The sequence below is a fragment of the Paracidovorax sp. genome (assembly GCF_057642795.1).
The window spans coordinates 1-524 of record NZ_JBXYZY010000005.1; the positions used below are offsets into that span (position 1 = coordinate 1).

Below are 524 nucleotides of genomic sequence, written 5' to 3' on the forward strand. Positions count from 1 at the left end.
AGGGAACCAGACCCACAACGACGACAGACATCGTTGAGAGGCTTGAACGGGATGGGTTAGTAGCGCGACAACGTGATCCCCATGATGCCCGCAGTCGTCTCGTTGAGATTACGGATGCCGGGCGTGAGTACTGCCGCAACTGCGAACTGTCGGTGGGGGAGTCCGTCGTGCCGGTGCTAAACACGTTGAGCGATAGGGACCGGGGTCTGCTGATGAGAGTTTTGCCCGCCTTGCGCCGGGCTGTCGAAGTGCTGTCCGAGAATGACGCGAGGACGACGAGGAATTGACGATGAGCAAAGAGCCTGTCAGACCGGCTGTGTGGGCGGTCACCATTGCTGTGGCGTTCTCCTACATGGGGGTTGGGGTGGTCGACCCGATTCTTCCCGAGATCTCTTCGGCCCTGAAGGCCAGCCCAGGTCAGACCGAGCTACTGTTCAGTACCTATCTCTTCGTGTCTGCAGCGTTGATGTTTTTTGCTTCCTGGGTCGCCACTCGCATTGGGCGCAAGAAGACCCTGCTCGTCG

At 59.2% G+C, this 524-nt stretch carries 2 protein-coding genes; both read left to right on the forward strand.

Translation table 11 applies throughout. The annotated features are described in order from the left end of the window. Positions 1-287 (forward strand): MarR family winged helix-turn-helix transcriptional regulator (locus AC3A84_RS04805; RefSeq protein ID WP_487968510.1); only part of this gene is annotated, 287 nt, incomplete at its 5' end. A gap of 2 nt (positions 288-289) precedes the next feature. After that, positions 290-524, forward strand: a 235-nt coding sequence (locus AC3A84_RS04810) for an MFS transporter (RefSeq protein WP_487968511.1), incomplete at its 3' end; no start/stop codon positions are given.